This window comes from Promicromonospora sp. Populi (genome assembly GCF_041081105.1).
Taxonomy (GTDB): Bacteria; Actinomycetota; Actinomycetes; order Actinomycetales; family Cellulomonadaceae; genus Promicromonospora.
Genome location: NZ_CP163528.1, coordinates 3,004,278 through 3,029,869, shown reverse-complemented (window position 1 = coordinate 3,029,869; position 25,592 = coordinate 3,004,278). Strand labels below are relative to the sequence as shown.

Genomic DNA, 25,592 nt, shown 5'->3' with positions numbered 1-25,592 from the left:
TGCTTCAGCCCGTTCCCTGGCTCCACAGGCAGAGACTCCGCTTGACCAGGGCAGATGCTCCGGTCAAGCGGGGTCTCTTCGTTGCTAGGCGCCGTTCAGTGCTGGGTGCTCGCTGCCTCCAGTGCGTTCTGGTACTCCTTGAGGTCCGTCCGCGTCGCGCCCTCGTCGAGGCGCGCGGCCTCGATGGCGTGCAGCAGGTCGCCGACCGTGCGGCCCCCGCCGAGCGGGTCCTCCAGGGAGACCGAGCCCGTCGCGACGTTGAGCCACAAGGTGAGCAGCTGCCGGTCGAAGACGTCGACCCACTCGTCGTGGTTGCGCGCCCACAGCACCTGCAGGGCGTCGTCCAGCGTGGTCAGGTCGACCTCCTCGTCGAACACGTCGCTCTGCGCGCGCGTGATGGTGAGGAAGCACAGCAGCTCGTCGGTCGTGTAGTCCGGGTTCTTGACCTGCCGGTACTCCGACGTCCAATACCCGGCGCCGCGAGCCACGGGCTCCGGCTCGGGCTGCTCGCCGCTCGGCGTGCCGTAGATCTCCAGCTCATAGATGGAGAAGCCCCACTGCGTCCCACGCTCGGTCGCGTAGAGGCGCACGTGCTGGCCCGTGCCTGAGAGGGCGATGTTGTCGAAGAAGCCGTCACCGTCGGCGACGGTATGCACCGTGGTCCAGGTCTCGCCGTCCGGCGAGGTCTGGATCTCGTACCCCGACGCGAACGCGGTCTCCCAGTCGATGACGACGCGGCTGAGGTCGTAGCTCGCGCCGAGGTCCACCGCGATCCACTCCGGCTCGTTCCACTGGCTGCCCCAGCGGGTGCCGGCGTTGCCGTCCACCGCCATGTCGCCGCTGCGAGAGGGGTCGTCGATGCTGGACGTCGTCACCGGTCGGCCCAGCGCGAGCGACTCCTCGTCCTCGTCCTCGCACTGGTCGCCGCCCCCGCCGTCGGACAAGTAGCAGCGCAGGTACTGGTAGGACTCCGCAGAGGACTCGAACGACGGCGCGTAGTCCCACTCGTAGGTGTAGTACTCCACGTACGGCTCGGCTGCGGCGATGATCGCCGGAAGGTCGATGTCGCCGTTGCCGAGGGCGACCTGCCTCGGGTCGCCTTCGGCGTTGACGTTCACGGCGTCCTTGACGTGGAGGAGTTCGATGCGGTCCCCGTACTCCTCGATCCACGCCGGGACGTCGATGCCGGCGTCCGCGGCCCAGCCGACGTCGAGCTGGAACGTGACGTAGCGCGGGTCGGTGTTCGCCTCGATGACCTGCCAGGCGCTGACCATCTCACCCGTCTCCGGGTGGGGGTACCGCGTGGTGAACTCGCTCTGGTGGTTGTGCAGCACGATCTTGTTCGCGCCGTTCTCGTGCGCGTACTGGCCGAGCTGGTTGACGTACGCCGCGGTCGCGAGCGCTTCCTCGTAGGTGCCGTAGTTGCCCGCCATGCCGCCGGTCCCGATGTAGTCCTGGCCCAGCGCGACGGCGTAGGCGACCGTCTCGGGCCACGTGTCCCAGTCCGTGCTGCCGTGGCTCGAGGACACCTCCAGGCCGTGCCTGTCGAGGATCTCCTTGTACTCGTCTACCGGCATCGAGTAGGGCTGGCTGAACGGCTCGACGTTGGTGAAGCCGGCGTTGGCCACCTCGCCGAGCACGCGGTCGATCGTCTCGGGGGCCGGTGTTCCCCACCCGAGCTCACCGACGTGTGTGAAGAGCTGGATGGAGATCTTGGAGTCGGGGAGCCCGTCGTCCTCTCCACATTCTCCGGCTGCTGTGGTGGTCGGTGTGGGGGCTGCGAGGGTGGGGGCTGCGAGGGTGGAAGGAGCGGCGACGGCCGGGGCTCCGGCGAGCGTGCCCGCGAGGAGCGCGCCGCCCGTCAACGCCGCGCCGAGGCGCCGCGCAAGAGCCGAACTTAGCGAGATCTGCATGGATGCTCCGATTGACGACTCTGTCGATTTATAGCGACAACCATCCGACTTTTGCCGCTATGCATGCAAAAGTAGGATGCTGGTCGACCGATGGCGTGTCAAGGGCGGAGCTAATCCCGGTCGCTGCGCTGCAGCAGGAGGACGCTGTTGGTGGCCTTGCCGCCAACACCCCGTCAGCGTCGTCCGTCGAGCTGTGGGATGTCGATGCCTTGGGCGGCGCGCTGCACGTGGGAGCGGGCGTGTGTGACGGCGTCCTCGAGAGTGTTGAACAGGTGGTTCTCGTGCCGTAGCTCGTCGAGCACGCCGACGGTGGTCATGAGTTTGCGGTGCCGAGGTTGTACGCCCTTGACCAGCACCGTGATGCCGCGCTGTTCGAGCGTGGTGACGAGCTCGGCGAGGGCTCGTGCTCCGGTGGCGTCGACCATGCCTAGCTGGGACAGGCGCAGGATGACGACCAGGACGTTCTCGCGTACCGAGGCGTCGGTGACCTCGCCCAGGATCCGGTCGGAGGCTCCGAAGAACATTGCGCCGTCCAGCCGGAAGAGCGCGATGTGCTCGTCGCCCCGGTGCGCTACGCCGGGCAGCGGCTCGCGGTGCACGGACGAGGCGCGGGCCAGACGTCGCAGCGCGAAGAACGCCGCGACGACGAGCCCGATCTGCACGGCTTCGATCAGGTCGAACGCCACGGTGATGACGGCTGTGACGAGGAACGTGGCGGCATCGGACCGGGTCGAGCGCAGCACGGACCGGATGGTGCCGGCGCTGATCATGCGGAACGAGGTCACTATGAGCACGCCGGCCAGTGCGGCCAGCGGGATGTGCCCCACGGGTCCGGTGGCCAGGTAGATCACGGCGAGGATCACCACCGCGTGTATGACGGCGGCCAGGCGGGTGCGGGCTCCGGAGCGTACGTTGACCGCGGTGCGGGCGATCGCTCCGGTGGCGGGCATGCCGCCGAACAGGCCGGACGCGATCGAGGCGAGTCCTTGTCCGACCAGCTCACGGTCGGGTTCGTAGATCGAGCCCCCTGGTGCCATCGACGCGGCGACGCGCGCGGACAGCAGCGACTCGATCGCGGCCAGGGCCGCGATCGCGACGGCCGCGCCCAGCAGGTCGCCCAGCCCGGTGCCACTGACGCCGGGCAGGACCGGGGCGGGGAGGGTATCGGGCAGGGTCCCGATGCGGGTGACCGGCGCGCCGGTGGTCTCGGCGAGCGCGGTGGCGACCACGACAGCCACCAGGGAGACGGGTATCGCGGCGTGCAGGCGGGGCAGGACGAGCATGATCGCGGCGACCAGCGCGACGATCGCGAGCGACCAGAGGGTGGTCGCGTCCAGGGCAAGAGTGTCGAGGGCGCTGGCCGCGTCCGCGATCGCGCGTACCGCGGTCAGCAGTGTGTTGCCGCCGGCGGCGGCGTCCTGGCCGACGGCGGCAGGGACCTGCTGGAGGAAGATGATCGCAGCGATCCCGAGGGTGAACCCCTCGACCACCGGCCATGGGATGAACGCGACCGTCCGCCCCAGCCGCAGCAGCCCGGCTATCAGCACGATCAGCCCGCCGAGCCCGGTGACCAGGGCGACGGAGGCGAGTCCGTGGTCGGCGACGATCGGGGCGAGGATGACGGCCATCGCGCCGGTCGGGCCGGAGACCTGGAACCGGGAGCCGCCGAACACCGCCGCGACAACCCCGGCGATGACAGCGGTGACCAGGCCCGCGGCCGGGCCCACGCCGGAGCTCACGCCGAACGCCAGCGCGAGCGGTAGCGCGACGACGCCCACGGTCAGCCCTGCGAGCAGGTCGGCCCCGATCGTTCGAGGCCGCAGATCGTAGTCATCGCGCCGGGGGAGCAGGTCACGCACGTCCAGCCGGGCAAGCGCGCCGCGGACGGTCACCGCTCCGCCAGCTCGATCGGAGCGGCCTCGATCGGCGCCGTCTCGTTCCGCGCCGTCTCGGCGAGGGCCGCTTCAAGGACGGCCCGGGCGCTCGCCCCGGGCAGGGCGGGCAGATGGCGTGCGGCCACGAGCCGGCTGTCGTCGGCGTCGAGGCCGGCCAGGTGCCCCAACAAGAATGCGCGCGCGACCACGAGCAGCTCCGCGACGAGTGGCTCAGCCAGCTGGTACTGCACGGCGTTGCCCGAGCGGGTGGACTCGACGACTCCCACACGCTTGAGGACCCCGAGATGCTGGGAGAGCGCGGACGGTTCGGTGCCGGTCACCTCCAGCAGGCGCGAGACCGGCGCTGCCAGGCCGGGGTCCGCCGCGAGAACCTCAAGCACCTGGATCCGTACGGGATGGGCCAGGCTCTTGAAGAGCTTCGCCTTGATCGCATAGAGGGGCTGTGTGTCCACCAGATGATTTTAGCATTTGCTAAATCCATCGAGGACCTTCCAAGTTGCCAAACTCGCCCGGCGGCTGGTCATCAGGTGACCGGATGCCGGTGCGTGCACCATCACGACGGGGCACGGTGCGGCCCGGAGGACCGCGTCGGGAACGCTGTGCAGCACGCGGCCCAGGGTCGGCGGGTGTCGGCGTCCGCCGACGATGACGAGGTCGTCCGGGGTCAGCTCGTGGAGCACCATGGAGACAGGGTCTCCGTGCCGGATGGCCATGGTGTAGGTGACCTGCGGGTACTGTTCCGCCCACCTGGCCACCTGGTCGGCCAGGTCCGCAGCGGCTACCGCACGCCAAGTGCCCCCGACCGGGTCCATGTGGGGTAGTACCGAGGAAGTCGGGCCGCTGCTCGTCACGTGCAGCACTTCTAGCGGACAGCCGCGTACTGCCGCCTCGGCGAACGCGGCACCCAGCGGGTCTGGTCCGTCATCGCGTCCTACCCTTACCCGGATCCGGCTGGGGTTCCCGGTGGTCGCGCCGGCTGGGACCACGGCTACCGCCCCAGGGGCGGACGCGGCCAGCGCGGACGAGGTGGAGCCGAGCAGTGCGCGATCGAGCGTGCTCAGGCCGCGTCGTCCGACCACTACCAGGTCGCAGGTCGTGGACCGCTGGCTGAGCGCGTGGGCGGCTGACCCGGGCTGAACGATCATCTCGACGTCCCGGTCGCCGGGACGTTGCTGGCCGAGCCGGGCACGCGCCGCCTGGGCGGCGCAACGCGCTCCTTCTTGCGCACTGCTGGCGAGGTCGCCGTCCCAGGGGGCGAGCGTGGCTGGTACGGGGTAGGTTGCCACGACCGTGAGGCGGGCCCCGTGCAGGTCGGTGGCGTGTGCCGCCCAGTCCAGCGCGGCCAGGCTCTCCTCCGATCCGTCGACCCCGACGGCGATGCCGCGGTACCACGTGCTGTTCATGTCATCCCCCTGTGGTGGTCGTGCCCGTACCACCAGAACACCAGCCGCCTGGTGGGTGGGGCAGAGTCCGGCGGCCCTGGGTGCCGGGACCAACGTCCCGCATGCCGCTGTGGCCCGGCAGGCGTCCGCGTCCAGGGCGGACGTCCGGCTCACCGTGGCCCCTCCAGCGGGCGGGGGACGAAGGTCCCGTAGGCCGGGGGCGCACGGCCCTGACGCCAGAGCGCGCCCGAGGAGGACTGTGGGAGTACCAAACCTCTGGAGGTAACAGCGATGCGTGCACTCGTGGTCTATGAGTCCATGTTCGGCAGCACCCAGGCGATCGCCCAGGCGATCGGGGAGGGGATCAAGACGGCGATGCACACCGACATCCTCGAGGTGGGTGTGGCGCCGGACGCGGTGCCCCGGGATGTCGGCCTGCTGGTCGTCGGTGGGCCGACCCACGCCTTCAGCATGTCCTGGCCCTCGACCCGGCGTGATGCCGCAGGGCGATCCTCAGCGATCATCTCGCGTGAGCGAGGTATCCGTGAGTGGCTCGGGGCCCTACCTGGCCTGATGACCACCACCGAGGCGGCAGCGTTCGACACCAGGGCGATCTCGCGGGCCAGCGGTTCTGCGGCGCGTGCGGTGAGCCGTCGGCTGGACCGCTTGGGTTACCCCCTCGTCTCCGGTCCCACGAGCTTCCGGGTGGCCGGTGTCACTGGTCCTCTGGTCGGCGGCGAGCTCGACCGCGCCCGGGCATGGGGGATGGCCATCGGTGCTGAGGTCGCGGCGCGAGTGCTCAGCAGCACGACCTCCTGATTCTCCGCAGCGATTACCGCGCAGGTTTGCCGGGCACCGTGTCCATACCGTTACTCTTGGGCTCGCCATGAACCTGACCCGCCGCATCAGTTCCCTGCTCGCCGATCCTCGGCGAGGATTCGCGGGTGTGCTGACGGTCATGTTCCTCGTGCTGACCGTCCTCGGCGTGCAGGTCCTGTGCAGCGTCCACCTGGACGAGGCAGGTCACAGCGACGTCGAGCAGCCCGCGATGGTAGCCGCGGTGGGCGCACCAGACCGGGTCGCTGAGGTGGCACCTGGTCACCACGACGGCGAGGACCCGTTCGACTGCTCGGAAGATCGCACGCTGACGGCCCGGTATGACCGGACGCTGTCGCCTTCCACGGACCTGGCCGAGGCACCGGGCCTCGCGCTGCAATGGCTGGTCCCCGACACGGCGCATCACGTCCTGCGGGTGCCGTCGGGCGTGGCCGCTGCGGCCGCGCCGTCGCTGCATGCGCTAGGCATCTCCCGGACGTAGACCACCACATCCTGTCGACACAACCCCACATGGGTGTCGGCCGGTTTTCGCGCGCCCGAACCGGGCCGCGCGTGTGGTTCTACTCCGATCCGAAAGGTCCCAGCTCTCATGGAGCCCAGCTTCAACCCCAACCCGACCGTGCGCGGTCGTGGTCGTCATCGGGCGGCACGCCGCCCCTTCCTGGCCGACGCCGCCCGAGCCGCCACCGAGCAGGCCACCACGTTCGCCAGCCGTACCGCTGTGGTAGCCGCAGCCGGTTCCGGCGTGCTGCTTTCCCTGGTGGCCGCACCCGCTCAGGCCGCACCGGCCAGCGAGCTGGCCAGCACATCGCTGGCCGGCAAGCCGGTCAACGGCGCGCTCAACTCGGCCGACCTCAACGCCCTGACCACCCAGGCCAAGGAATCAGTCGCCGCCGCACCCGTGGTGACCGTCGCCACCGACGCCGAGCTCAAGGTCGAGAGGGTGGCCGTCTCGGTCGTCTCCGCCGCAGAGAACGAGGAGTACCAGGCGCAGCTCGCCGCCGAGGCAGAGGCCGAAGCGGCGGCGGAGGCCGAAGCAGCCGCCGCGGAGGCGGCCGAGGCCGCTGCCGCCGTGGACCTCCCCGCCTCGGCGGCTGGTTCCGCGGTGGTGTCGATCGGGATGCGGTACCTCGGGGTGCCCTATCTGTGGGGCGGGTCTACTCCCGCAGGGATGGACTGCTCCGGGTTCACGTCCTACGTGTACGCCCAGGTCGGCATCAACCTGCCGCGGACCTCGTCCGAGCAGCGGTACGCCGGACCGGAAGTGGCCTGGTCCGACGCGAAGCCGGGCGACCTGATCTGGTCGCCCGGGCACATCGCGATCTACGCCGGCGACGGCATGCAGATCGAGGCCCCGGTCCCGGGCAAGACGGTCCGGTACACGCAGATCTGGCAGTCCAACCCGACGTTCATCCGCGTCGGCTGATCTGGCTCGCGTGAGGGGCGGGCGCCCGCCCGCCCCTCACGCTCCCACCGGTCGGCTCCCTGCTGCCGATCGGACACCTTGGTACCTCTTGAGATGAGACCCCATGCACACCCACGCGACCACGGTGATCGGGATCCCGACACCGCTCGCCGTATCCGTAGGCGCGGTCGTCCTGGTGCTCGTGATCCTCTTCGTGGTCACGGCCCTCACACGGCACCGTGACGAGAGGGATGCCAGAGTCCGTGGTGGTCGTCGCGTCGGTTTAGGAATGAGCCGTCAGCCACCGTCGACGGACTGACCGCATACCCATAGGGGGTAGTATCCCGGGGTGCTCGAGACTTCACCGAACCGCTCGGCCGCGTCGATCCCCGGAGTCACGGCCTGCAGCCTCTGCGTGGGGGAGACGCTGGGTAAGAATGACGCCGAGCCGGGCGGGCAGCTTGCCAGATTGCGTCGGCTGGAGGCTGACGGCATTGCCAACCTGACCCTCTCGGAGTGCCTGGACGAGTGCGAGCGGGGAGACGTCGTGGTTGCGCGCCCGAGCAGCGCTGGGCGGAGCGCCGTGGGCAAACCGGTGTGGTTCGAACGCCTGGCCGGCGACGAGCCAAGCGCGCGGCTTTGCCGGTGGCTCGAGCGCGGCGGCCCGGGAATCGAGGAGATCCCCGCGGACCTGAAGCCTCTGGTCATTAACCGGATGGGGACGGCCGACGCTTGATCGCCTGGCACCTTGCGCCGCCGGTAAATCGCAAGCAAGGCAGGCGTTCTAGGCGTGAGTGCCACAGAACTGTGGTATCCGGGGAGCGTGACGATACTGTCGATCCCGGCGCAAATATTCTATCTGAGACGTGATCGATGTAGCGTTGTCGTGTATCAGTCGTCGGTCAGAGGGGGACCCGAAGATGCCTGAGATCCTGCGCTCATGACCACCGACCTGCCCCCACTCGCCGCGGCGCTGCGCGAACTTCGCACCGGCGCCGGGATCACCGGTGTCAATGCTGCCAAGGCTGCTGGGATCAGTCAGGCCAAGCTCTCCAACATCGAGCGCGGTAAGACCCCACCGACGCCGGAGGACGCCGAACGGCTCGCCGAGGTCTACGGCGTGCCGGCCAAGGTCCGCACCCAGCTCGTCGAGCAGTCCCGCCAGGCGAAAGCTCAGGCGTGGTCGGCGAAGGTCGTGCTGCAGCGCGGCGGCTGGTTGCTGCAGGACCGCATCGGGCGGCAGGAAGACTCTGCCAGTTCCATCCGGTACTTCTGCCCGTCCGGAGTGATCGGACTGATGCAGACACCGGCCTACGTCCGAGCGATGTGGAGCGACGAGGTGCCGGCCGAGCAGGTGGACAAGTTCGTCGAGTCCCGGATGCGCCGCCAACTGATCCTCGGTAGCGATAAGCGTGAGATTGCCGCCGTGCACACCGAGGGTGCGCTGCGCTGGAACCTGGGCGGTCCGAAGGTGATGGTCGAGCAGCTCGACCGGCTGCTGGTCGAGCTGGACCGCCCGCACCTGCGGCTGGGCATCATCCCGTGGACCTCGCAGGTCAACTCGCCCGCTCTGCATCAATTCACCATCTATGACGACGCGGCCGCACTGGTGTCAACGGTTCCGGGCACGTCGCTAGTGACCGACGCCGAGAACGTCCAACAGGTCACGCGGGAGTGGGATCACCTGGAGCGGTACGTCGTGTGGGGCGAGAACGCGCGACCGCATCTGCAGCGGATCAGAGCGGAGTACGCCGCGCTGTGAGCGGCGCTGCCTTTCTGCCGGACCGCCACGACGCACTCGCCAGGGATGGCGTCGGTGTCGACCCAGCGGACTTGGGAGTGCTTGCGTGGTTCGCGGTTCTCGGGTTCGCCGGGTTCGCTCTGGCCAACGGGTAGGTCCCACATGCCCTGGGCGAACTTGGCCTGGTCGCTGCGCTGCAGCAGGATCTTCATGAGCGGGTCCTCGGTCTGGGCCGCGACCCAGTTGATGCGTTCCCCGACGATGTCGGTCAGATCGAGGTAGCCAAACTTGTAGACACCGGTTCGTCCCGCGTGCAGCAGCGTCATGAGCACGTCAGCGAGAGCAGCGCGTTCCTGGCTGTCGGTGCTCTCGTGAAATGCAACGAGCGCCTCCGGAAGCAGCGAAGGCAGGAGCTCGATGACTTTCGTGTTCTGGTCCAGGCGACACAGCGCGCTGACCCGTCGAGCATCAGCGACCAGACCTGCGAGAGGGCAGGGAACTTGTCGATCCTGACCTGTTCCACCGGCTCGTTCAGCGGGTCGCCGAGGAGCACGACCACGACCTGATCATGGCCGGACGGATCGTGGACCAGGCCCTCGCGTTCCTGGGGACCACCGCGACCCACCACGGGCGCCCGCTCTCGCCGTCCGACATCGTGGACCCGGGGTGGATCGCAGCGCGCTGCGCACACTGCTGGAGCGCACGCTCGCCGAGACACCGTAACGGGTGCGCGGCTGACGCGTTCTGTGGACCGCCGCCGGTTTCATGCACACCAGCAGTGGGATAGCCTCCGTGCCGTGCGCGTGATCTCGCTCCTTCGTTCGGCCGTCGCCGGTCCCCGGCAACGTCCGATCGGCGCGCTGGCGATCCTGACGGTGATCTTCGGTGTGGTCACGATGCACTCGATGAGCGGGTCGCCGACGTCGCATCTGCACGCGGTGCCCCACGAGGCCCCTGCGGTCGCCACCGAGCAGGCTGCCACCGAACAGGCTGCCACCGAACAGGCTGCCACCGAACAGGCTGCCACCGAACAGGCTGCCACCGAGCAGGTCGCGACTGAGCGGGTCACCGCATGGTCTGTCGCGACAGACCAGTTCGCCACCGCTGCGACGGCGGACCAGTTCGCCGCCCCCGCCGTCATGCCCGTGGCGGAGACACCCGACGGCCACTCGGCCGACGAAGAGGGCGCCTGCGAGGGGTGTTGTGGGCAGGATCTGGCCACGGCGATGTGCCTCATGATCCTCGTCGGGATCCTGGCCCTGGTCGTGCCCGCAGGCCGACTGCTGTGGCGGGCCCCGCTCAAGCTGGCGATCTCCCTGGCGCCAGCGCTGGCCGCCGTCGGCGCCCTCGCCGCTCCTTCCTTGCACGAGCTCTGCATCTCCCGGACGTAGACCCCGGTCCGGCGCGCGCCCGCGCCGACCTATGCGCGCGACCGTGCCCCAGCGCCGTCGCGCCAGTGAGTGCTACCCCGAGACGAGCTAGAGGAAGAAGACCCCATGAAGCGCACCCTTATGTCTGTCATCGCCCTGACCAGCGCACTTGCCCTCGCGGGCTGCTCAGGTTCCGAGCAGGCGGGGCACAACGACGCGGACGTCATGTTCGCGCAGATGATGATCCCGCACCACGAGCAGGCGATCGAGATGGCGGACGTCGTCCTGGCCAAGCCCGACGTCGACCCCGAGATCATCAACCTCGCCAACGAGGTCAAGGCGGCTCAGGCTCCCGAGATCGAGGAGCTCAGCCAGTGGCTGGACGCGTGGGGCGCTGAGCCCTCCGCAGAGCACTCGGGTCACGCCGGGATGGAGGGCATGATGTCCGACGAGGACATGCAGACGCTCACCGTCGCTGCCGCCCCCGAGGCGAACCGGCTGTTCCTGGAGCAGATGATCGCGCACCACGAGGGCGCGGTCGAGATGGCGCAGACCGAGATCGAGTCCGGCCAGGACGCGGGCGCGGTCGAGATGGCGCAGACGATCGTCGACACGCAGCAGGCCGAGATCGAGACGATGGAAGACCTCCTCACCTCGATGTGATCCACAGGTGGTGCGCCGGCCCGTGGCCGGCGCACCACCCCTGCGGGAAGGAGTGTGCACATGCGCCGAACCCATGCTGGCGTGCGCTCGGGTGCCGTGGTGACCCGCGCGGTCGTCGGGGTGCTCGCGGCGCTCGTGCTCGCGCTGTGGTGCGCGCCGTCCGCCGCGGCACACACCCGTCTCGAATCGTCGGCACCAGCGGCCGGGTCGACGACGAACACCCCGGTCACCGAGGTCACGCTGCAGTTCACGCTGCCGGTGAGCCTGCTCGGCGACGGGATCGTGATCGACGGACCGGGCGGCACAGTCGCGGCCGACGTCGCCGCGGACGAGGACGGCCTCGTCCTGGTCGCGACGCCGTCCGACGCGCTGAGTGCCGGCGACTACACGGTGACCTGGACCGCCGCGGCTCAGGACGGCCACCCGCTGGAGGGAACCTTCGGCTTCATCGTGACCGCCACGGCTCCGAGCGAGCCCGCCGCGGGTGCTGGAACGCCGTCGGCTGGAGCGACGTCGACCCCGGGAGCGACTGACACCGGCGATACCGACGGCGATACCGGGTCGGGCTCCGGCACGGATCACGACATGAGCGGCATGGACCACAACATGGGCCACGACGCCTCCTCGATGGACACCCCGGCGACCAGGACCGCGGGGGCGGTCGCGCGGCTGGGCAGCGCAGCCGCGCTCTGGGGCGCTCTGGTCGCCGCCGGCGGGCTGGCGTTCGTAGCCCTCGTGCTGCGCGGGCGCGACGAGGCCGACGCACCGGTCGTGCTGCGCCTCGCCCGGTGGGCGGGGGTGGTGATCCTTGGCGGGGTCGTCGTCCGAGTCCTGGCCGGATCGGTGCTCGTGGCGCACGGCGATCTCGCGGGGGCCGTCTCGCCGTCCGCCATCAGCGACTCGCTCACCGGCACGGCACTCTGGGACGTCGGCCTCCAGGCCGCCGGCGCTGTCGCACTCGCGTTCGGCGCCCGGCGCACTCTGCCGGGCTCGTGGCTCGCGATCGTCGGCGTCGTGCTCGTGGGCGCCGGGCAGGTCGCCGGCGGCCACAGCAACACGGTCGAGCCACGCTGGCTCGTCGTGACCGCCGACGTGGCCCACCTCGCGGCCGCCGCCACCTGGGTGGGTGGTGTCGTCGCGATGGGGCTCCTGCTCCGCGCCCGACGCCGGGACGGGCGTGACCTCGACGCCGCGCTGATGGGAGCCCGCTTCTCCGTGGTCGCCGCCGTGTCCGTGACGGTGGTGGGTGTGGCCGGGGTGGTGCTGGCGGTCGGCATCCTCGACCGCCCGGCCCAGCTCTGGGAGAGCACCTGGGGACTGCTTCTGCTGGCCAAGATCGGCGTCGTTGTGCTGGTCGCCGTGATTGGTGCGTACAACCACTTCCTGGTCGTGCCGAGACTCACAGCACGACGCCACGAGGTGGTGCGGCATGCCGGGCGATCCGACAGGGCGGCCGGTTTGCTGCGGCGCAGCGCGGGCCGCGAGACCACGCTGATGGTAGTGATCGTGCTGCTCACGGCCTGGCTGGTCGCGGCTTCGGTCCAGGACTGAGCCGACAGCCATCCTCGCCGAACTGGAACGCCCAGCTGCGTCGATCGGCGAGCCGGTCGATGGCCGAGTTCGGTCCATTGCACCAGCCCATCCTTGACTTCGGTCGGTTGCCTCGAGATCGGTCCATTAATGGACCGATCTCGAGGCAACCGACCGATCTCAAGAAACTCACGCGGCAACCGACCGAACTCGCTGATGCAAGCCATGGCGCCACCAAGACATAGTCGGAGCGGACAGGTCCTACTGATCGGAGCAGTATCGTGCGCGGACATCTCGGCACCTTGGCGCTCCTGGTGGGAGCCGTTGTGCTCGCGCTGAGTGCGTGCTCGTCGTCCGCGGGCGAACCCACCGCGGGGTCGACCGTGCAACTACAGGCGGACTACCCCTCCTACGACACACCAGGCTTGATCGCTGAATCGGTGCTCGTCGTGGAGGGAACGGCCGTAGCCACAGAACCGACGGTCCTCACCCCGCGACACGAGGGCGACACCCCCGAGGAGAACCCGCTGCTGGGGCTGTCGGAGGAAGAGGTCGAAGCCGCGATGCAGGACGACGACGCCGTGCCTGCGACAGCGGTCACGTTTCGTGTGGACGTGGTCCACCGCGGAGCCGTGGAGCCTGGACAAGAGGTCACCATCGTCCAGACCGGTGGAGTCGTCGATGGAGTGACCTACCAGGTCGTGGGCGATGTGATGCTTGCCGCCGGTGATGACTACCTGCTGTTCGGCACCGACAGCTTTGACGGCGCCTTCGCCATACTCGGTGGCTCTGCGGGCACCTACATCACCTCGGGTGAGGGCGTGTTCGCTGCTGCTGCCCCCGAGACCGCGCCCGCCCCGGAGTTCACCAGCGTCGAGGTGGCGTCGCTCACCGAGTAGGAGACAAGGCCTCGCCTCTCAGGAGAGTTGCGCTGTCACCTGGCGCCCCCGCGGGGTCCCCGTCGAGACGGTCCCTGTGTACGAGCGCGCCAGTATCCGACCGAAAGAGCGCTTTCTCACCCGTTTTCTCACCCGGGTGCTGCTTGTGCTGGTTTTGCCGTTTTCATTAGGTTCCCCCTTGCCAGTGCGATCCGTGTTTCACGGGCTCCCGCCTGGGGCTTGCCACAACGGTGGTGAGGTTGGTCGCTCGGGCTGGTGCCGGGCTGCTCGTGGGAGTCGCGCCTTATGGCTGTTCTTGTGCCTGTGTTCGGTGTGCCTGGATCGTGGAAGCGCACTGCGGCCGGTATCGGTGTTATCGCGGCGCTTGCGGTCGGGGTGACGGGTGTCGGGGTGGTTACCGCACCGGCTGCTTCGGCAGATGAGTCGGAGCCGGTCTCGTGCTCCGTGGAGCGCACGGCGTCGGACACGGCATCTGCGGCGTTGAACGCGCGGTTGTCGGGTTGCCGCATCGAGGACCTGTCGCAGCGCACGGAGACGTCCAGCACCTTCGCGCGGCCGGACGGCGACTGGGACATCACCTACGCGATGTCGCCGGTATGGGTCCGCACCGGCGGTGACGGCACCGCCGTCGAGGACTGGGCAGCGTTGGACACCGACCTCCGCACAGCGGACGACGATGGCTTCGCCCCGGCCGCGCATCCCGCGGGCGTCTGGATCTCCGGCGCACAGGCCGCGGGTCGCGACGGCGTGTCCGTCGTGGCGTCGCTGACCGACCCGAGCACCGACGTGACGTCCGAGGTGACGTGGCCCGGTGACCTGCCAGAACCCGAGGTCACGGGCCCGCGAGTCCGGTACCTGGGCGTGGAGCCGGGTGTCGACATGGTCGTCGACATGACCGGCGGCGGGATCGAGCAGTACTTCGTGCTCCACGACGTGCCCGCTGATGCGAGCCAGGTGGAACTGCCGGTGGGTGTGCAGTCTCAGGGCGCGACCGTCGTCGACACCAGCGACGACACCGAGGCGGCCGGCCTGGCAGACCTGGTCACTGCCGACGGTGACGAGACAGTGGCCCGCGTGGGTGTGCCGCTGGTGTGGGACGCGACCTACGACGGTCAGCTCGCGCACCCTGTGCTGGCGGACTATGACCCGGCGGACGAGGCTCCGTTGTGGGCCGGGGCGCTCGGCGACCTGGAGGCGGCGGATGTGGAGCCTGAGGCCGAGGAGCCCGGGCTGCTGGACCAGGTCGGTGCGGCGGTCGCTGACGCCGTCAACGGTGAGCCGGAACCGCTGGACCTGGGCGAGGTAGCCGAAGCGACCACGCAGGTCGAGGTCGCTACCGGCGGCGAGAGTGCTGACATCACGCTCGGACTGAGCGACGACTTCGCCGAGGCGGCCACTGCTGGGGCGGTGGTGGTGGACCCGAGTGTGTCCCTGGCGCTGCCGTGGGACACCTATGTGCAGACGGACTCGTCGGTGGACCAGTCGATGGAGACCGAGCTGCGGTTGGGCACGTTCGACGGCGGGACGACCAGGGCGCGCACGTTCATGAACGTGAACGCCTCGCAGATCATCGGCAAGTCGATCCGGTCGGCGACGCTGAGCCTGTGGGAGCACCACTCCTACTCCTGCACCCCTTCGGAGTGGCAGGTGTGGAACGCGTCCCGCGTCCCTGGCCCGATCACGTGGGCAACGCAGCCCACGATCGGTAGCCAGCACGGGTCCAGCACCCAGACCAAGGGGCACTCGGCTCCGTGCGCGGACGGGTGGGTCACGATGGACATGACCTCACTGGCACGTGCGTGGGCGAGTGACACCGCGACCGAGCGGGGCATGCTGCTGCGAGCGGCCTCCGAGACGGACTCCTACGGGTGGAAGCGGTTCAACAGCACGAACGCGGCCACGGGCAAGCCGACCATCACGGTTACGGTCAACACGGCGCCGGCCACGCCGGGCTCGACGTCGTTGGCATCGGGAAGCTACAACTGGTACCCGTCCAGCACGGCGACCAACCGCGAGCTGTACGTCAAGACGACCCAGCCGGTGTTCAGCACGGTGGCATCAGACCCGGACGGTGACCGGGTTCGGTCCTCGATCACCGTGGTCGAAGGGGCCACGACGGTCCTGGCTGACGGCGTCGGCGGCTATGTCGCCTCGGGCGGCACCTCGAAGTACACGACCGCGGCGGGACTCCTGGTCAACGGGCACACGTACTCGTCGAACGTGCGGGCATTCGACGGGCTGCTGGCCTCGGCCCGCAAGAACCTGTGGACGTTCACTGTCGACACCGCGAACCCCGCCACGCCCTCCGTGACGGCTTCTGGATACACAGACGGGCAGTGGAGGGACACCAGGCCCAGCTCGAACACGTTCACCTTCACCGACACCAGCACGGACGTGGTCAAGTTCGAGTACTCGCTCGACGGCGGAGCCTGGACCAGCGTGACGGCCTCGGGGACCAGCCCGAAGACCGCGACGCTGGCCTGGAACCCCGCCAACGGCGCACACACGCTGCGGGTTCACGCCGTCGACAGGGCCGCGCGGTCCTCGGCCGACAGGTCGTTCACCTTCGGCGCAGGCGGTGCGGCGATCTCCGCACCGAAGTCCGGGCTGAAGTCCACGGACGTGTTCACAGTCAAGGCCACTGCGCCGACGGCTTCGTCGGGCACGGTTACACCGCGCATCTTCTGGCGGGCCGCAGGCACCGCAGAGCCTGCGGACTACAACGCGTCGAACGGGTCGACGACCGGATGGACCGAGGGCGCTGCGCTCACGGCGGTCGGAGCGGGCACCGCGGTGTCGGTGAACAGGCAGTGGTCCGCGGCGGCCGCCGCGGAGGCGCTCGGCAAGGCGCGGGTGCCAGTACTGCTGGACGTCCAGGTCTGCTTCCAGTACTCGTCTCCTGCGGTGACGCGGTGCACGTGGAACCAGGACCAGACGTTGCGTTCGACCGTGGTGCGGGTCCCGCACGCATTTGGCGACGACTACCCGACCGCTGAGGCGGGCCCGGGGCAGGTCGCGCTGTGGACCGGTGAGTTCAACACCTCGGCCACTGACGTCTCGGTGCCGGGCTACGTGGGAGACCTGTCAGTCACCCGGTCGTACTCCTCGCAGGCGGGCCCGGGCGATGATTCGGTATTCGGGCCGGGTTGGCAGGCCGGTTTCGACGGGACGGACACCGGGATCGCCGGATTCGAGGTCGTGGACAGCACGGACATCGACGGCACGTTCGCCCTGGTGGACGACGAGGGTGGGGCGCTGGTCTACCGGCAGCCAGGCAACACCAAGTCCTTGATGAAGACTGGCACGTACACCGCTGTGGACGATGACACCGCCGAAGCCGGGGCGAGGCTGACCCTGACCGGGTCGGGTACCGCTGCGCGGTTGACGTTCACCGAAGAGGACGGCACTGTCACCCAGTTCGCTTACACCGGGACTGCCGACTCCTACGGAGACAGGGTTTGGGCGCCGGTCTCGGTCACTGAACCCGGTAGCGCCGGGTCGACCACGTTCACTCGTGACAGCTCGAACAGGGTTACAAGGATCCTGGCTCCGGTCCCTCCTGGAGTCACGTGCCCGGCCAGCGGTGCGTTGAACCCGGGCTGTCGGGCCGTGAGCGTCGCCTACGGCACCACGACGTCGGGGACGGACGTCGCGGGGCAGGTCAGGGAGATCTCCTACACCGCTTATGACCCGGACCGATCCGGCGGCGCCGGGATGACCACCGTGGTCGTGGCCCGGTACGAGTACAACAGCGCAAGGCAGCTGACGAAGGTGACCGACCCTCGGTCGGGCCTGTCAACCACCTACGCGTACAGCGGGACCTCGACCTCGGGTCAGCCGTTGCTGACCGAGATCGTCCCGCCGGGGCTGGCCGGGGACACCTTGACCTATGGAGCTGGGTCGCAGGATTCCATGTCCCTGCTGGCGGTTTCCCGTGGTGCCGCGACCTCTGGCGGGTCGCCGGTGACGATCGCGCGATTTGTCTACGGCATCGACCCTGCTACGAGCGCGTCCGGCCTTCCCGGGATGGCCGCCGCAGCCACGACCGCGTGGGGCCAGGAGACTGCTCCGACGTATGGGGCGGCGGTGTTCTCCCAGGACAGGGCCGGACAGGTGACGGGGTCCGGGGTGGGCAACGTGACCGCGGAGCAGTGGCCGTACGCGGACCTGCAGTACACCGATGCCGATGGACGGGTGGTAAACACGGCCGCCTACGGGGCAGGGGACTGGCAGGTCACCGCCACCAGGTACGACGCTGGTGGATTGGTCACGCACGAGTGGGACCAGAGGGCGACCGCTCAGGTGCGGGCCCTGTACTCCGAGCAGGGTGCGCTCTCGGCGGACGTGGTCGACTCCTACGCCACGATCACCCGGTACAACAGCGACATCATGGCGCCTGCGGCCATCACCTGGAACGGCGGCACCATCGCGGCGGGCACCGTCCTGACCCCAGCTGGCACCCTGGTTACCGACACCTGGGCCCCGGCCCGGGAGACCGACCACGGTCTGGTGCGTGAGCACACGCATACCGACTACGACCAGGGGGCGCCCAACTCGGGGGTGAACCCTGTCACCGGCCTGCCTTACCGGCTGGCCACGACCGTCGCCGTGACCGAGGCGGACGCGTTGACCGGCTCTGCCGCAGCCGAGGTGCCGGTCGCTACGGACGAGTTGGTAGTGAGCCAGGAACTTTCCGGGTACGACCCGATCGACGGCACTTCAGCTACAGGAACGACCTCGGGATGGACGCTGGGTGCAGCGACGACCACGACGCAGGTCATGGAAGCAGGGCAGGAGAACATCGTCACCCGGACCCGGTACGACGCTGACGGACGCGTCCTGGAGTCCCGCAAGCCCGGCAGCACGGGCACCGACGCGGCCACCACCTTGACCGGCTACTACACCGCCGCGGCGCAGACCGGGGTCTTCTCCGGCTGCGGCAGCAGGCCGGGCTGGGCGGGCCTGGCCTGCCAGACACGCACAGGCGAGGCGACTCAGACGCTGCCCGTCTCGACCACTACCTACTCCCTCTACCTGGGAGCACGTACCCAGACTGAGACGCTCGGCGGTGTCACCCGAACCACTACAACCGATTACGACCTGGCCGGACGGGCTGTCCTGGACAGGACCGTGGTGAGCGGCCTGACCGGGTCAACTCCAGTGGACGCCACCCGGACCGTCTACTCGCCCACGTCCGGTGTGGTGACCGCCACCGTCGCTCTGAACAGCTCCGGGGCGGAGACCGGTCGGATCTCCACCGGCTACGACCTGTGGGGGCGCGAGACCACCTACACCGACACCGACGACGCAGTGACCACCAGTGCCTACGATGCCGCGGGCAACCTCGCTTCGGTGACCGACCCGCAGCGCACAGTCGAGTACGAGTACGACACCTCCACTGAGCACCGCGGCCTACCCACCGTGACCCGTATTCCCGGGGTGGGGCAATTCACCGCCACTTACGACGCCACTGGTGCCATGACCACCCAGTCCCTCCTGGGCGGGCGCGTCACCCAGCACCTGGCCTACGACCGAGCGGGCGAGCTCACAGGTCTGACCTACACCGGTGCGCCCCTGCCCGGCGGGGAGGAACAGGACCTGCTGGCCTGGAGCATCGAGTCTGACATCCAGGGCCGCACTACCACCCTCACCTCCCTCGCGGGCACCGGAGCTGACGGGATCGCCCGGACCCAGCACTACACCTACGACCAGGCCGAACGTCTGATCGACGTCGCCGACACCATCGGCGAAACCTGCACCACTCGCGACTACGGGTTCGACCAGCGTGGCAACCGCCTCTCCCAGGCGACTGCTGTTCATATCCCCGACCCAGAGACTGGCGAGATCGCCTGCACCACCACGCCCGTCGACAGCGTGAACAAGGCGTGGGCGTACGACACCACAGACCGCGTTCGCGACGCCGCTACTTTCAACGGCACGTCAGGCGGGGCATACGTCTACGACCCACTCGGTCGGCAGACTCTCCTGCCGGCTGCAGACACCCCTGCGGGCCAGTCTGCTGGCGACATACAGATCGGGTACTACGACACCGACGCTGTCAGGGCCCTGACCCAAGACGGCACGACCACGACGTATTCCCTTGATCCCGCGGGCCGTCGTGGGGTCGCTACTACAGCGGCGGGCGACCAGAGCACGACGCTGACCCGGCACTACACCGACAGCAGCGACAACCCTGGCTACGCGGTCAAGAACACCGGCAACGTTTCGACGTCGACCTGGTACGGGGCATCGATCGGCGGTGACCTCGGGCTCGAGACCACCACGACCACCACGGCCGGCGACACCGGCCAGGCAACCTCCACCCTGACCCTGGCCGATCCCATTGGCTCCGTCGCAACAACCATCGAGCTGCCCGCCGTTACCGAGCCGCTTCAGATCGGCGCGGTCGGCACCTGGGACGAGTACGGCAACACCATCGCCACTGGTGGCACTACGACCGGCGGCACGACAGGCGCGATCAGCTACGGCTGGCTCGGCGCCAAGGAACGCGCGCAGGACAGCACTGGCCTCACCCTTATGGGGGCTCGCCTCTACAACAAGGTCACGGGCCTCTTCACCAGCGTCGACCCCGTCGAAGGTGGCAACACCACCGCCTACACGTACCCCCAGGATCCCGTGAATAGCAGCGACCTGGACGGCAAGAGCGCCAAGCGCTGGTGGAAGAAAAACGGAAAGTGGGTGCTGCTAGGTGCAGCGGTGCTAGCCATTGCTGCAGTGTGTATCTTTGCCACTGCAGCATGTGGAGCGGCCGTGGGAATCGGCGCTCGGGTAGCAACTCGGTACGTAGCGCGCTATGCAGTTAGCGCTGCAAGGACGACGCGATACTATGGCAGCGTTAGTTCGCGAGGATGGGCATTTGGCAACCGCTCGTTGGGGGCGCCGAGGCCCGGAAGATTCAACAATTCACCAAAGGGTTCAGGAAGATCCGCGCTTGGTTGGTCGGTAAAGTCATACGGCAAGGGAAAGCCAGCCTATAAGCAGTTCCGATATAAGTCACGCTCGGGAAGGCACTACGACATTTACCGCGGCAGGAGGCTGTGAGCTAATGGAGCGTGCAATGTACGCGGAGTTTGCCGAGAGCCTGCAGCAAGTGCTGGGGCTTGGCGTTAAGGGTGGTCCTGAGCGGGGCGGTGTTGTGACGTATGAAATCGGCACGCATCCCTACCCGGTCGCGGTAGTGATGAGTTTTGGTTCTAGCGAGTGGAATGACGTAGCCGGAACTATTGTGCCGCCTGGGGGATATGGCGACCATATCAAGGCGGTCGGTCGAGATTCTACTATTGCGTATATTGTCTCGTGGTTGGGTGCATGTGATGATATTGAGTTCACCGCGCCGCATGTTAGTGCGCCCAGCATCGAAATCATGATGGCTGCATGTATGGCCTTGGGTTCGAGAGGTGTCAAGGTACTTGGTATCGAAGACTCGATGGTTCGCGTTGAAGATCTGACGCACCGTACGTTCGAGGTGCTCGACTCGCAGGGGGTGGCGCTGGTTCGGCATGAGGGCCGCGATTACGGTCTGGCTGACAATTCGGTCGAAGGTCTCTCTGCCTCTGTCATGGCTGTTATTGACGCGACCAGCGACGAGTCGGACGACTGAAGGTGATATTTCTCGGCGAGGCTTTATTGTCCCTTAGATCGCGGCAAGTGAGGGCCGGACAATTGCTCGCGGTACTCGCATCCGGCATGGGGAGTCGTCGACTTCGCCAAGATGCTGGGGCCACTGCCGCTGGAAGTGTCGCAGGAACCTCCGTGGTTCACGGCGCTGAGCGAGGAGGCGCAAGAGCAGCTGTGGGATCGCTGGTGGCAGGACCTTGTGTCCTGGTTGTCTCACGAAGGAGCCACCGTCATCATGGTGGAACTCACGACGTTGGACTTCGAGATGGCCAGCGCCGGCGGCTTCAGGCGGGTTGACAGGTGGCGGTGGCGTGCGGACTGGAAGCCGGGCACGGCGGCGGCGCTCTACCGGATGAACCCGGAGTGGGCGGTCGTGAGGAGCGGTACGCGGCAGCTGTTTTCGATGTTCGAAACCTGGGATGGGGTCACAACAGAACAAGACCTGCGCCCGCCCTATTTCGCTGAGGACCCGCCAGAACCAATCGTGCAGGCGGCCGGGGTGGATGCGAGAACGGCACGCGACAACGTCCGAAAGGGCCTTAAGTTCGCACTCGTCTCAACCGCCTTTATCGCGTACCTGATAATAGATCCCGACTGGCCGTTCTTGGTGAGCACAGTGGTCTTCACCATGGTTGTTCCATCGCTTGCGTGGCTTACCGCAGCCATCGTCTACCCGGAGGATGACCAAGATCTGCCCGTCCCGATCGACCGCGGATCGGACAAAGGGTTTGCGATCTACCTCGAGGCCTAACCGACCGGGGAGCTGCAAGCGCCCACCGAGATCTTCCTCATGACAAAGGGTGCCTCTCGTCAAACCATCGAAGAGGCTGCCTTGGGGGACGGGTCGCCGGTATTTATCCGCATGGAAGAGGGCGAGGCGCAGAAGATTCTCGCCGAGTTGGTCGAGTTCGGAATTCCAGCCCGCGTGGAGCGTGACCCCGATCAGGTCCCGTAAACAGCGATCTCAGCAGCCTTGATCACGAAGAACGCCCGTGACCCCGGCGCAAGGTTCAGCTCCGCGGCCGCCTGCGCCGTGATGTCGGCACTGAGCTCTTCCGTCCGGACCCTGATCTGCCCGCCGTACGGTTCGAGGTGGGTGATCGTCACCTCCAGCGCGTTGCGCGGGCTGCCACCGGGGTCGTCGAGGAAGACGGACACGGCGCTCGGCGGGAACACCGCCACAACCGGGTCGCCCTCGTTCGGCAGCGGGTCGCTGGGTTGTCCCGAGACCCGCATACCGGTCGTCGTGAGCACGGCGTGGTCACGCCACGTTCCGGTGACCATGTTCAGGCCCGCGATCTGGGCGGTGAAACGGCTGCGGGGCCGGGCCAGCACCTCTGAGCTGTCGCCCTGGTCGACGATCCTTCCGTCGTCGATCACGATGACTCGGTCGGCGAGGAGCAGGGCGTCGAGGGCGTCGTGGGTGACGAGCACAACCGTGCGGTCGGCCAGTACCCGGCGCAGGGTCTGGCGCAGGGCGGGTGTCACGGCGACGTCGAGGGCGGCCATGGGTTCGTCGAGGAGCAGCAGCTTGGGGTCGGCGGCCAGGGCCCGGGCGACGGCGGCCCGTTGGGCCTGTCCACCGGAGAGCTGGCCCGGCCGGCGACCGGCGAGCGACTCGATCCCGACCTCGCTCAGCCAGTGCCCGGCCGCAGTCCGGGAAGCAGAACGGCCAACCCCCCGGCTCCGCGGCCCGAACGCAACGTTGTCCAGCACACTCAGGTGCGGAAAGAGCAGCGGTTCCTGAGCCAGCAGGGCGACCTGCCGGTCGTGCGGGGCCACATGGACGTCGCGGCCTCCGCGACCCCGGAGGGTCAAGGCCCGTCCGTCCAGGGTGACCCGCCCGGCGTCGGGCCGGAGCAGGCCGGCCGTGACTGCCAGGACCGTGGATTTTCCCGCGCCGTTCGGGCCCAGCAGCGCGACGGTCTCCCCGGGGGCGACGTCGAAGGCGAGGTCGACTCCCCGGTCGACGACGGTGGCCTGGTACTCGAACGTCACAGGCTGCCCTTGCCTTGGCGGGCGAACCCGATCACCAGGACGGCCACCACCACGAGGACCAGGGAGAGGGCCACGGCCGCCTCGGCGTCGGTCTCGCGGCGCAGGTAGATCTCCAGCGGGAGGGTGCGGGTCACGCCCTGGAGGCTGCCCGCGAAGGTGATGGTGGCGCCGAACTCGCCCAGCGACCGGGCGAAGGCGAGCACGGCGCCCGAGGCCAGGCCGGGCAGCACGAGCGGCAGCGTCACGCGCCGGAAGACCGTGGTGGGTCCCGCGCCCAGGGTGGCGGCGGCGACCTCGTACTTCTGGCCGGCGGTGCGTAGGGCGCCCTCAAGGCTGACCACGAGGAACGGCATGGCCACGAAGGTCTGGGCCAGCACGACCGCCGTGGTGGAGAACGCGACCTGGACGCCGAGCACCTCGAACGTCTCGCCGAGCAGACCGCGCCGCCCGAACGTGTACAGCAGAGCGATGCCGCCGACGACGGGCGGCAGCACCAGCGGAAGGAGCACCAGCGATCGCAGGATCCCCTGGCCCCTGAAGCTCGTCCGGGCCAGGACCAGGGCCATCGGGATTCCGAACACGATGCACAGCAGGGTGCTGGTGCCGGAAGTCCGCAGGCTCAGCAGGAGTGCTTCTTGCGAGGCCTGCGATACGAGCAGGTCGAAGAACCGGCTCCAGGGCGTGCGCAGCACGATCGCCAGCAGTGGGAGCAGCACGAAGGCGGCTCCCACTACGGCGGGGAAGAAGATCCAGGTCGGCACACCGACCCGGACGGGCGGACCGGTCATGTCAGGACGCTGGCTGGAATCCGGCGTCCTGCAGGATCGACTGCCCGCCCTCGGCAAGGACGAGGTCGACGAACTCCTGAGCCAGGTCCGCATTCTGGCTGTCCGCGATCGGGGCGATGGGATAGACGTTCACGGCCGACGACGACTCGGGGAACTCGATCCCTTCGACGTCCTCACCTGCGCCGATCACGTCGGTCACGTACACCAGGCCGGCGTCGGCCTCGCCCGTGGTGACCTTGGCCAGCACGTCGGTGACCGACTGCTCCTCGCTCACCGGCGAGAGCTCCACGTCGGCGGACTCGGCGACCCGCTGCGTAGCGGCACCGCACGGCACCTCCGGGGCGCAGATCACCAGGTTGAGGCCCTCGCCGGCCAGGTCGGCGAAGTCCTGCACGCCGGCCGGGTTGCCCGGGGGCACCGCGATCTCCAGGGTGTTGGACGCGAAGGCCACCGGGTCAGCGCCTTCGAGGCTTTCGGCGGTCAGCTTCGCCATGTTGGCCTCGTCGGCCGAGGCGAAGGCGTCGGCGGGCGCGCCCTCCTGGATCTGGGCGGCCAGGTCCGAAGAGCCGGCGAAGTTGAACTCGACCTCGACCCCGTCGTGGCTCGCCTCGAACTCAGCCCCGATCTGCTCGAACGTCGCGGTCAGCGACGCGGCCGCGTACACGGTCAGGGTGGTCTCCTCGGTGCCGCTGCCCTGCGTGCCGTCGGCGCCGTCGGTACCTCCCGACCCGCAGCCGGCAAGGACCACGGCGACCAGCGCCGCCGTCGTGATCGTGAGCTCTCGCCTCATGATTCTCCTTTGGCTGTTTCCACGATCACCGTCGTGGACTTGATGACGGCCACGGCGACCGAACCCAGCTCCAGGCCCAGGTCACGCACCGCTTCGCTGCTCATGAGGGACACGACCCGGAACGGCCCGCACTGCAGCTCCACCTGGGCCATCACCGCATCGACCTGGATGTCCGTCACCAGACCGACGAACCTGTTCCGCGCCGAGCTCGCCACACCCTTGGGCGGCGCAGGCAACGTGGCCTGCTGCCGCGCGACCTGAGCGACCTCGTACCCGTCGACGACCTTGCGGCCCGACTCGTCGGCGCGCTCGGTGAGCAGCCCTCGGCTGATCCACCGGCGCACGGTGTCGTCGCTCACCCCCAGATAGGTGGCGGCATCTCGAATCCTCATCTGCGGCACACAACGGATCCTAGCCGCGAGGAATCGGTCGCTGGAACTCAGAATCTTACGATCTGCGGAACATCAGTCCGCGCCCGCCAAACACAGCATCGCCGGCCCTGCAAGCGTTCGCAGGGCCGGCGACACCGGGCTTCGTTAGGTCCGGGTCCGGCGGACGAGGCCGATGATGAGGCTGGCCACGAGGACGATCACACCGATCCAGATGAGGAACTGACCGATCTCGGTGGCGACCCCCAGGATGACGAGGACCACACCGATCAGGACGAGAATGAGCCAACTAGGCACGTGATCTCCTTCCTCTTTGCGACGCGAGGTGCGCCGCGCTACATCGACATTCCCCCT

The 25,592-nt window shown here is 68.5% G+C and carries 22 protein-coding genes; 12 read left to right on the top strand and 10 right to left on the bottom strand.

The window, feature by feature from the left end:
- Positions 1 to 95 precede the first annotated feature (95 nt).
- The 4 genes from AB1046_RS13685 to AB1046_RS13670 all read right to left on the bottom strand — a co-directional run bounded on the left by AB1046_RS13685 (position 96) and on the right by AB1046_RS13670 (position 5,211).
- Positions 96 to 1,913, bottom strand: coding sequence for a discoidin domain-containing protein (locus AB1046_RS13685; RefSeq protein WP_369369857.1), 1,818 nt, complete (start codon positions 1,911 to 1,913; stop codon positions 96 to 98).
- A 173-nt stretch (positions 1,914 to 2,086) separates the two neighbouring features.
- The gene (locus tag AB1046_RS13680) at positions 2,087 to 3,805 is read right to left on the bottom strand and encodes a SulP family inorganic anion transporter (RefSeq protein WP_369369856.1); all 1,719 of its coding nucleotides are present in this window, start codon (positions 3,803 to 3,805) and stop codon (positions 2,087 to 2,089) included.
- Positions 3,802 to 4,260 carry an ArsR/SmtB family transcription factor gene (locus tag AB1046_RS13675; protein WP_369369855.1) on the bottom strand — a complete coding sequence of 153 codons (459 nt, stop codon included), beginning with the start codon at positions 4,258 to 4,260 and terminating at the stop codon, positions 3,802 to 3,804. Before AB1046_RS13675 ends, AB1046_RS13680 begins: the two co-directional genes overlap by 4 nt.
- A gap of 9 nt (positions 4,261 to 4,269) precedes the next feature.
- Positions 4,270 to 5,211 (bottom strand): universal stress protein, encoded by a 942-nt coding sequence (locus tag AB1046_RS13670; RefSeq protein WP_369369854.1) that lies wholly within the window; start codon positions 5,209 to 5,211, stop codon positions 4,270 to 4,272.
- A gap of 270 nt (positions 5,212 to 5,481) precedes the next feature.
- On the opposite strand from AB1046_RS13670, the gene AB1046_RS13665 reads away from it, so the two are divergent.
- The 5 genes from AB1046_RS13665 (at position 5,482) to AB1046_RS13645 (ending at position 9,194) form a co-directional block, all read left to right on the top strand.
- Positions 5,482 to 6,009: a flavodoxin family protein gene (locus tag AB1046_RS13665; protein WP_369369853.1), complete on the top strand. Its 528-nt coding sequence runs from the start codon at positions 5,482 to 5,484 to the stop codon at positions 6,007 to 6,009.
- 67 nt (positions 6,010 to 6,076) lie between these two features.
- Positions 6,077 to 6,508, top strand: coding sequence for a hypothetical protein (locus tag AB1046_RS13660; RefSeq protein WP_369369852.1), 432 nt, complete (start codon positions 6,077 to 6,079; stop codon positions 6,506 to 6,508).
- A 108-nt stretch (positions 6,509 to 6,616) separates the two neighbouring features.
- A complete protein-coding gene (locus tag AB1046_RS13655; RefSeq protein ID WP_369369851.1) occupies positions 6,617 to 7,453 on the top strand; it encodes a C40 family peptidase in 837 nt (278 codons plus the stop codon).
- Between the two features lie 328 nt (positions 7,454 to 7,781).
- A complete protein-coding gene (locus AB1046_RS13650) occupies positions 7,782 to 8,168 on the top strand; it encodes a hypothetical protein (protein ID WP_369369850.1) in 387 nt (128 codons plus the stop codon).
- Positions 8,169 to 8,372: 204 nt separating this feature from the next.
- Positions 8,373 to 9,194, top strand: coding sequence for a helix-turn-helix domain-containing protein (locus AB1046_RS13645; protein ID WP_369369849.1), 822 nt, complete (start codon positions 8,373 to 8,375; stop codon positions 9,192 to 9,194).
- On the opposite strand, the gene AB1046_RS13640 is transcribed toward AB1046_RS13645, so the two are convergent.
- Positions 9,113 to 9,499, bottom strand: coding sequence for a hypothetical protein (locus AB1046_RS13640; protein ID WP_369369848.1), 387 nt, complete (start codon positions 9,497 to 9,499; stop codon positions 9,113 to 9,115). The two genes, AB1046_RS13645 and AB1046_RS13640, sit on opposite strands and share 82 nt — an antisense overlap.
- Before the next feature lie 471 nt (positions 9,500 to 9,970).
- Between AB1046_RS13640 and AB1046_RS13635 the strand changes: the two genes are divergently transcribed.
- From AB1046_RS13635 to AB1046_RS13605, 7 genes are all read left to right on the top strand, one after another.
- Positions 9,971 to 10,564, top strand: a complete 594-nt coding sequence (locus tag AB1046_RS13635) for a hypothetical protein (RefSeq protein ID WP_369369847.1) — start codon at positions 9,971 to 9,973, stop codon at positions 10,562 to 10,564.
- A gap of 105 nt (positions 10,565 to 10,669) precedes the next feature.
- Positions 10,670 to 11,206: a DUF305 domain-containing protein gene (locus AB1046_RS13630; RefSeq protein WP_369369846.1), complete on the top strand. Its 537-nt coding sequence runs from the start codon at positions 10,670 to 10,672 to the stop codon at positions 11,204 to 11,206.
- A 60-nt stretch (positions 11,207 to 11,266) separates the two neighbouring features.
- Entirely contained in the window at positions 11,267 to 12,757 is a 1,491-nt protein-coding gene (locus tag AB1046_RS13625) for a copper resistance CopC/CopD family protein (RefSeq protein ID WP_369369845.1), read from the top strand.
- A 260-nt stretch (positions 12,758 to 13,017) separates the two neighbouring features.
- On the top strand, positions 13,018 to 13,635 hold the full coding sequence (locus tag AB1046_RS13620; protein ID WP_369369844.1) for a hypothetical protein: 618 nt from the start codon (positions 13,018 to 13,020) through the stop codon (positions 13,633 to 13,635).
- A gap of 390 nt (positions 13,636 to 14,025) precedes the next feature.
- Positions 14,026 to 20,697 (top strand): DNRLRE domain-containing protein, encoded by a 6,672-nt coding sequence (locus AB1046_RS13615; RefSeq protein ID WP_369369843.1) that lies wholly within the window; start codon positions 14,026 to 14,028, stop codon positions 20,695 to 20,697.
- 16 nt (positions 20,698 to 20,713) lie between these two features.
- Entirely contained in the window at positions 20,714 to 21,256 is a 543-nt protein-coding gene (locus AB1046_RS13610; RefSeq protein WP_369369842.1) for a hypothetical protein, read from the top strand.
- A 111-nt stretch (positions 21,257 to 21,367) separates the two neighbouring features.
- Positions 21,368 to 22,024, top strand: coding sequence for a hypothetical protein (locus AB1046_RS13605; RefSeq protein WP_369369841.1), 657 nt, complete (start codon positions 21,368 to 21,370; stop codon positions 22,022 to 22,024).
- Between the two features lie 191 nt (positions 22,025 to 22,215).
- Here the strand turns inward: AB1046_RS13605 and AB1046_RS13600 are convergent, their stop codons facing one another.
- The 5 genes from AB1046_RS13600 to AB1046_RS13580 form a co-directional block, all read right to left on the bottom strand.
- Positions 22,216 to 23,271: a sulfate/molybdate ABC transporter ATP-binding protein gene (locus tag AB1046_RS13600; RefSeq protein ID WP_369369840.1), complete on the bottom strand. Its 1,056-nt coding sequence runs from the start codon at positions 23,269 to 23,271 to the stop codon at positions 22,216 to 22,218.
- Positions 23,268 to 24,059: an ABC transporter permease gene (locus AB1046_RS13595; protein ID WP_369369839.1), complete on the bottom strand. Its 792-nt coding sequence runs from the start codon at positions 24,057 to 24,059 to the stop codon at positions 23,268 to 23,270. Before AB1046_RS13595 ends, AB1046_RS13600 begins: the two co-directional genes overlap by 4 nt.
- Before the next feature lies 1 nt (position 24,060).
- Positions 24,061 to 24,849 carry a molybdate ABC transporter substrate-binding protein gene (gene modA / locus AB1046_RS13590; protein WP_369369838.1) on the bottom strand — a complete coding sequence of 263 codons (789 nt, stop codon included), beginning with the start codon at positions 24,847 to 24,849 and terminating at the stop codon, positions 24,061 to 24,063.
- Positions 24,846 to 25,250: a molybdopterin-binding protein gene (locus AB1046_RS13585; protein ID WP_369369837.1), complete on the bottom strand. Its 405-nt coding sequence runs from the start codon at positions 25,248 to 25,250 to the stop codon at positions 24,846 to 24,848. The genes modA and AB1046_RS13585 overlap by 4 nt, the downstream gene beginning before the upstream one ends.
- Positions 25,251 to 25,385: 135 nt before the next feature.
- Complete coding sequence (locus tag AB1046_RS13580; protein WP_369369836.1) at positions 25,386 to 25,535, bottom strand: hypothetical protein; 150 nt, start codon at positions 25,533 to 25,535, stop codon at positions 25,386 to 25,388.
- Between the last annotated feature and the right edge of the window lie 57 nt (positions 25,536 to 25,592).

Bases quoted from the DNA above. Each gene is read 5' to 3' on its own strand.
- AB1046_RS13685 (WP_369369857.1), bottom strand. From the start codon at position 1,913: ATGCAGATCTCGCTAAGTTCGGCTCTTGCGCGGCGCCTCGGCGCGGCG.
- AB1046_RS13670 (WP_369369854.1), bottom strand. From the start codon at position 5,211: ATGAACAGCACGTGGTACCGCGGCATCGCCGTCGGGGTCGACGGATCG.
- AB1046_RS13665 (WP_369369853.1), top strand. From the start codon at position 5,482: ATGCGTGCACTCGTGGTCTATGAGTCCATGTTCGGCAGCACCCAGGCG.
- AB1046_RS13660 (WP_369369852.1), top strand. From the start codon at position 6,077: ATGAACCTGACCCGCCGCATCAGTTCCCTGCTCGCCGATCCTCGGCGA.
- AB1046_RS13655 (WP_369369851.1), top strand. From the start codon at position 6,617: ATGGAGCCCAGCTTCAACCCCAACCCGACCGTGCGCGGTCGTGGTCGT.
- AB1046_RS13645 (WP_369369849.1), top strand. From the start codon at position 8,373: ATGACCACCGACCTGCCCCCACTCGCCGCGGCGCTGCGCGAACTTCGC.
- AB1046_RS13640 (WP_369369848.1), bottom strand. From the start codon at position 9,499: ATGACGCTGCTGCACGCGGGACGAACCGGTGTCTACAAGTTTGGCTAC.
- AB1046_RS13630 (WP_369369846.1), top strand. From the start codon at position 10,670: ATGAAGCGCACCCTTATGTCTGTCATCGCCCTGACCAGCGCACTTGCC.
- AB1046_RS13625 (WP_369369845.1), top strand. From the start codon at position 11,267: ATGCGCCGAACCCATGCTGGCGTGCGCTCGGGTGCCGTGGTGACCCGC.
- AB1046_RS13610 (WP_369369842.1), top strand. From the start codon at position 20,714: ATGTACGCGGAGTTTGCCGAGAGCCTGCAGCAAGTGCTGGGGCTTGGC.
- AB1046_RS13605 (WP_369369841.1), top strand. From the start codon at position 21,368: ATGCTGGGGCCACTGCCGCTGGAAGTGTCGCAGGAACCTCCGTGGTTC.
- AB1046_RS13595 (WP_369369839.1), bottom strand. From the start codon at position 24,059: ATGACCGGTCCGCCCGTCCGGGTCGGTGTGCCGACCTGGATCTTCTTC.
- modA (WP_369369838.1), bottom strand. From the start codon at position 24,849: ATGAGGCGAGAGCTCACGATCACGACGGCGGCGCTGGTCGCCGTGGTC.